Annotated in this window: 4 protein-coding genes, 2 tRNA genes and 1 pseudogene; 4 read left to right on the forward strand and 3 right to left on the reverse strand. The window is 48.8% G+C overall.

Annotated features, from left to right (window positions below; genetic code table 11):
* Window positions 1–103: 103 nt before the first annotated feature.
* Complete coding sequence (locus tag OGH69_RS05780; protein WP_265173502.1) at window positions 104–1627, reverse strand: OmpP1/FadL family transporter; 1524 nt, start codon at window positions 1625–1627, stop codon at window positions 104–106.
* Between the two features lie 76 nt (window positions 1628–1703).
* Window positions 1704–2759, reverse strand: a complete 1056-nt coding sequence (locus OGH69_RS05785) for a hypothetical protein (protein WP_265173503.1) — start codon at window positions 2757–2759, stop codon at window positions 1704–1706.
* A gap of 100 nt (window positions 2760–2859) precedes the next feature.
* On the opposite strand from OGH69_RS05785, the gene proS reads away from it, so the two are divergent.
* The 4 genes from proS to rpsT all read left to right on the forward strand — a co-directional run bounded on the left by proS (window position 2860) and on the right by rpsT (window position 4864).
* Window positions 2860–4332, forward strand: a complete 1473-nt coding sequence (proS, locus tag OGH69_RS05790) for a proline--tRNA ligase (RefSeq protein ID WP_265173504.1) — start codon at window positions 2860–2862, stop codon at window positions 4330–4332.
* Window positions 4333–4412: 80 nt separating this feature from the next.
* Window positions 4413–4484: transfer RNA gene (locus tag OGH69_RS05795), tRNA-Glu, on the forward strand.
* 20 nt (window positions 4485–4504) lie between these two features.
* Window positions 4505–4576, forward strand: a tRNA-Glu gene (locus tag OGH69_RS05800).
* Window positions 4577–4612: 36 nt separating this feature from the next.
* Window positions 4613–4864 carry a 30S ribosomal protein S20 gene (gene rpsT, locus OGH69_RS05805; RefSeq protein WP_265173505.1) on the forward strand — a complete coding sequence of 84 codons (252 nt, stop codon included), beginning with the start codon at window positions 4613–4615 and terminating at the stop codon, window positions 4862–4864.
* Between the two features lie 294 nt (window positions 4865–5158).
* Here rpsT and OGH69_RS05810 read toward each other — a convergent pair.
* Window positions 5159–6223 (reverse strand): annotated as a pseudogene (locus OGH69_RS05810) (collagen-like protein); the annotation flags it as partial.

Below are 6223 nucleotides of genomic sequence, written 5' to 3' on the forward strand. Positions count from 1 at the left end.
TAAACGGTAAAGTTTGCGGTTACAGTTCCGGGCGCGGATGATTGTAAACAAAAAGCCATCCCGAATTAAAAGGGATGGCTTTAATATAATAGAGATGAAAAATCTACAGGTCAATCGTGTAGGATATCGTTACGTTGTTGTTGGTGCTGGTTACCCTGGCAGCGTCAGTAAATCCTGCGGTAAGCAGCGGCATGTCATTTTTGCGCTGGTACCATGCGTAAGCCAGGTCGATTCTTGAGTTGGCGAATGAATAGCCAAGCCCGCCGGTATAACTTGTAAGGTCGCCCATGGTCCTGCCGTCTTTATAAGGGCTTTCCATAAATCGGTAGCCACCACGCAGGCTGAAGTTCTTTATACGGTATTCGGCGCCTACCCGAAGCTCACCGGCCACAGTCATGTTATCTGAAAGTTCCTGGTTGATCGTTTCATATCGGGCGTTCCTGTACTCCGTTTTGCTGAAATCCTTAATGGAGTAATCCACGCTTACCAGTCCGTTCTTACCGAATACATAAGCAAGGCTGCCTGTCCATTTTGAAGGTGTTTTGATGGTATAATCGTCAAAAACGAATGTTATGCCCGGATTGGTTACAAAACTGTCGTTTGATGTGTTGGCATCACAATCGGGGCAGAAAGATGAAATGCGCTGTGTTATCTCATCCTGCAGCCTGTACCAGGTAGGAGATTCGTAGGCCACCCCGGCCCTCAGCTGTTCGGTTATCTTTACGATACCTCCCAAATTCAATGAAAAACCACCTCCGTAGGTATAGCGCTCATTGTCAAACCTGACGGCACGGAGGCCGGTAGCCGATGGGTTGTTGTTGTCCTCATACATGCTGGTGGTCTTAACATAATCCGTAAAATGGAAGTTGATATTGGCCCCGAGGTAGAAGCGTTGCTTTAGCTGTGTGGCAAAGTTGAGCGCCATCTTGCCATTATAACCGCGTGTTGAGGTGTAATTCTCGTGATAGTAGTTGCCGGTATTGGGAACAGCGCTTACATATTCGGTATTGTCATTATTATCGGTTAAAGGGTCGAATATATATGCATTGTAGCCAAGGTAGGCCTGCTGGTCGATAAAGTTCAGCTCATCAAAGTAGGCATTGCGGAGCGTCCCAAGGAGTATGCCGCCTTCATCACCTATACCGTTCGCATAACGTAAAAAGTACTGGTCGATCGAGTTGGTTGGGTTGGTACCCATGGCATCTGTTTTATTATAATAGCTGTTGGTGTTCTCGTAATTAAAGCCTAATGTAAACTTGTTCATGACCGCATCTTCACTCGAATTTGTGAAAACAAATACTGCACCCAGTTGATTGAGGTCAAAAGCATTGGTGTTCCTTGTTGCTTTTGTGCCAAAATAATTGGCTTCATTGCTGGTACTGTAATTGGACAGGGATGCTGTCCCGGTATTATAATTGAATACTGCTGCGCCTGCCGGATTAACACCAATGGACGACAGGTCGCCGCCCACTGCGCCAAAAGCGCCGCTCATCGCCCTGAAGCGTGCCGATCCGGTTAAATTGTCTGTAGAATAACGAACTGCGTCTGCAGCCGTGTTCAGGTCCTGCTGTGCATATGTTGCCGCTGCCGCTAAAATAAAGGCGGCAGAAAGTATGACTCTCTTCATGATTCCTGTATTAAGTAAAGAAGCCCCATGTCATTTTTCAGTTGAAAAATGACATGGGGCATTATGATTTTTTGTATTAGCCCCTGCGTCCGCCGCCGCCGCGTGAACCGCCACCGCCTCCACCGGACCTTCCTCCGCCCATGCTGCCTCCGCTGCTGCGTGAAGGCGTGCTGAACGAACCGCTACTGCGGGATGGCGAAGAGCTTCTGGATGGGGTGTAGCTCCTGCTGCTGCCGCTGTTTCGCGATGAGTTGCTATAAGTACTACGGCTGTTGCCCGTATTCCTTGATGAGCCGTTATAGGTAGCATTGTTGTCTCCGCGTGAGCGTACAACGTTAGTACCTGTATTGCGGCTGCTGCCATTGGTAAACCTTGTAGTCCTTCCGGCGGTGTTCCTGCCGTTGGTTATGCTTGTGGTGCTTCGCCTGCCCTGTGTATACCTGCCGCCATTGTTATAGTAGGTACTGCGCCCACCGGTGTAATGTGCTGTTGACCTGCCGTGTCCGTAATAGCCGCCGTTGTAGTAGTGATTGTGGCCCCAGCCTCCGTAATATGGAGAATACCAGCCACCCCAGCCGCCGCCCCAGCCCCAACCAAGGCCCCAGCCGCCGCCGTACCAACCGCCACCCCAGCCATAGCCAAGGCCCCAGCCCCAACCGTTGCCATACCAGCCACCGTAGTAGGGCCAGCCCCATCCGCCCCAACCGCCATAGTAAGGGTAACCGCCCCATCCGGCGCCACCGTATACATTTACGGTAACATTGTCGGTGTCTTCACCCCATCCGGCGTTGGAATTATAAGATTGTACAGTTACAATGCTGTCATTGCTGTAGGAGCTATAGTCCTCAACATCGCCAACCAGCGGGTATTCATCCTGTAGCGAGTTGAAATAGGTTGAGTAGCCATTGGCGTTTTGGCCCGTAACCTCGCCGTCGCGGTATTGGGTTACCGTGCCGTCGTTATAGTTGTACACAGGCTCGTTTTTATCATTACGGGGTACATTGCCGTATATGCCGTCGTTATCCGAACCGGAAACACTGTTATATGAGCTGCACGAAGTGGCAGCAATGCCGAAAACTCCCAGTAGAGAGTAGAGGGAGAGGGATCGCAGGTTGAAGTAATCAGATTTCATAAGTATTTTTTTTATTGTTGGACTGTGTAAAAATGGTTAGTTTTGCCACAGCATTATTTTTAATATAAATATAAACAATTTTTGTGCCAAATAATTTAAAATGAGTAAGAATTTAACCAAGCGCGCAGAGGATTATTCCAAATGGTATAATGAACTGGTGGTAAAAGCCGACCTTGCCGAAAATTCGGGGGTTAGGGGTTGCATGGTGATCAAGCCGTATGGCTATGCAATCTGGGAAAAAATGCAGGCAGAACTGGACAGGATGTTTAAAGAGACAGGCCACCAGAATGCATATTTCCCGCTGTTCATCCCCAAGTCATATTTCAGTAAGGAGGCAAGCCACGTAGACGGCTTTGCTAAAGAATGTGCCGTTGTTACTCATTACAGGCTTAAAACCGGCGAAGATGGTAAAATTGAGGTAGACCCGGATGCGAAGCTTGAAGAAGAGCTTATCGTGCGCCCGACTTCTGAAACCATCATATGGGATACCTACCGCGGCTGGATACAGTCCTACCGCGACCTGCCATTGCTTATCAACCAATGGGCCAACGTGGTGCGTTGGGAAATGCGTACGCGCTTGTTCCTGAGGACGGCTGAATTCCTTTGGCAGGAAGGCCACACGGCACACGCTACCCAAACAGAAGCTATTGCCGAGGCGGAACAAATGATGAATGTATATGCCGACTTTGCCGAGAACTTCATGGCAATTCCGGTTATAAAAGGCGTGAAAAGCGCCAATGAGCGTTTTGCAGGTGCTATAGAGACCTATTGCATCGAAGCGCTGATGCAGGACGGTAAAGCGCTGCAGGCGGGTACGTCGCATTTCCTCGGGCAGAACTTTGCCAAGGCATTCGACGTGAAATTTGCCAACCAGGAAGGTAAGCAGGAGTATGTATGGGCTACCTCATGGGGGGTGTCTACCCGTTTGATGGGTGCGTTGGTGATGACACACTCTGATGATAACGGCCTTGTGCTGCCTCCAAACCTGGCTCCTATACAGGTGGTTATCGTTCCTATATATAAAGGGGATGAGCAACTCGCGGCCATATCCGAAGAGGCAAAACAACTGATGGCGAGGCTTAGGAAGCTTGGCATCTCTGTAAAATATGACGACAGGACCACGCACAAGCCGGGCTGGAAATTCAATGAATACGAACTTAAGGGTGTGCCCGTACGTGTTGCCATAGGCCCCAACGACCTAGCCAACGGTACATTTGAAGTGGCCAGGAGGGATAATCTTACAAAAGAAACAGTGCTTAGCGCCGATATTGTTACCTACATAAGCGACCTGTTGGAGGAAATGCAGAAGAACTTGTTTGTAAAAGCGCTGAATTACAGGGAGGAGCATATTACCGAGGTAAATTCGTTTGAAGAGTTCAAGGGTGTGCTGGATAATAAAGGAGGCTTTATATCGGCCCACTGGGACGGCACGCCTGCTACAGAAGAAAAGATAAAAGAGCTTACCAAAGCCACCATCCGCTGCATACCTTTAGACAGGAAGGAAGAGGCGGGAACCTGTGTGTTTACTGGTGCTCCGTCGGCAGGAAGGGTGCTGTTTGCAAGAGCCTATTAATTTTTTTAATATTTTTTTGTTTAGCTCTTGCGGAAATAAAAAATAGTTGTATTTTTGCATCCGCATTAGAGAAACAAAATGGCCCGTTCGTCTATCGGTTAGGACTTCAGATTTTCATTCTGGCAAGAGGGGTTCGATTCCCCTACGGGCTACAAATTTTAAAAACGGCAACGGTCCGTTCGTCTAGGGGTTAGGACTTCAGATTTTCATTCTGGCAACAGGGGTTCGATTCCCCTACGGACTACAAAAAGAAATAATAAGACATTAAGTTAAAAAGAACATGGCAAACCATAAGTCAGCTTTAAAGAGGATAAGGACAAACGAGAAGAAGAGGGTGTTGAACAGGTATCAGCATAAAACCACGCGTAACGCTATCAAAGCTATACGTTTGGCTACTGATAAAAATGAGGCTTCAGAGAAACTATCTTCTGTAATCTCCATGATCGACAAACTGGCGAAGAAAAACATCATTCACGCCAACAAGGCTTCTAACCTGAAGTCAAAACTTACAAGGCACGTAGCGGCTCTTTAATCAGAGCACTCCTGATAATACAGAAGCTCCCGTAATACGGGAGCTTTTTTGTTTTGTAAAATATTATAATTTTTAAGGGCAAAAGTATAAGTGCTCTTCTTTGGCGTAATCCTATATTTACAAAGTGAAGAATGAAGATTCTTTTCATAATAATTACATTAGTTTATACTTTGTATTTCAAATCCTCCCCTTCTGTCAAGTTTGGGGAGGATTTTTTATTATTGAGGATTGCCATTAAATGAAAAAGCCTTTTTACGGTATGTAAAAAGGCTTTCAGTTGATTCTGGATATGTATTAGAAAGTAAACCAGTAGGTTCCGTTAAATATCAAGATTACACCTTTGGAAGTGGTCCCTCCAAATTCGTTAAATGTTGATGTCCCGTAGTTAAAACCGCCATCCCTGAAAAATTTTCCGTTAGGGTTAATTGTAGCATTTGTACTTTCGCTAAATAAATATAGCGTTTGCCCTGCCGGTGGATTTGGAGGTAAAAGTACGCTATGATTGCTTGTTATGTAAACAAATTGGTTTGCTGTGCTCAATACTACACCGCCTGAACTTACTGTGGTTACAGCTATCGGTCCGGGTGCAGGTGCTGCCCATTGCCCGTCCCCTCTCAGGTAAGTGGTGGATGATGCTGTACCGCCCGCACTTATGTTTGAAGTCGTAACGGCCCCATCAGTTATTGTTGTAACACCCGCTGATGTAATCGTTACATCTCCCGACATTGTTGCCGGTGCCTGCGGTGAAAACGGTGTTCCGCCTGTAAGGTATACCTGTCCTGATGCAGTGCCATTAGCAAATCCGGGTCCCGCCGGCCCTGTTGCTCCTGCCGGTCCTGTTGCTCCCGATGGCCCTGTTGGCCCTGCAGGTCCCGTAAGCCCGATTGGCCCGGTTGGTCCTTCGGGTCCTGTTGCTCCCGATGGCCCTGCAGGTCCCGTAAGCCCGATTGGCCCGGTTGGTCCTTCGGGTCCTGTTGCTCCCGTTGGTCCGATTGGCCCGGTCGCGCCAATGGGTCCGGTTGCGCCTGTAGCTCCTGTAAGGCCCGTTGGTCCCGCGGGTCCTGCAGGTCCTGTAAGTCCGATTGGCCCTGTTGCGCCAATGGGTCCTGTTGCGCCTGTAGCTCCTGTAAGTCCTATTGGTCCGGTTGCTCCTGCGGGTCCTGCAGGTCCTGTCAAGCCTATTGGCCCGGTCGCGCCAATGGGTCCGGTTGCACCTGTAGCGCCTGTAAGCCCGGTTGGTCCTGCGGGTCCTGCAGGTCCTGTCAAGCCTATTGGCCCGGTCGCGCCAATGGGTCCGGTTGCACCTGTAGCGCCTGTAAGCCCGGTTGGTCCTGCGGGTCCTGCAGGTCCTGTCAAGCC

Source organism: Flavobacterium sp. MFBS3-15 (genome assembly GCF_026107645.2).
In the GTDB taxonomy this organism is placed as follows: Bacteria; Bacteroidota; Bacteroidia; order Flavobacteriales; family Flavobacteriaceae; genus Flavobacterium.

Bases quoted from the DNA above. Each gene is read 5' to 3' on its own strand.
- OGH69_RS05780 (WP_265173502.1), bottom strand. From the start codon at position 1,627: ATGAAGAGAGTCATACTTTCTGCCGCCTTTATTTTAGCGGCAGCGGCA.
- OGH69_RS05785 (WP_265173503.1), bottom strand. From the start codon at position 2,759: ATGAAATCTGATTACTTCAACCTGCGATCCCTCTCCCTCTACTCTCTA.
- proS (WP_265173504.1), top strand. From the start codon at position 2,860: ATGAGTAAGAATTTAACCAAGCGCGCAGAGGATTATTCCAAATGGTAT.
- rpsT (WP_265173505.1), top strand. From the start codon at position 4,613: ATGGCAAACCATAAGTCAGCTTTAAAGAGGATAAGGACAAACGAGAAG.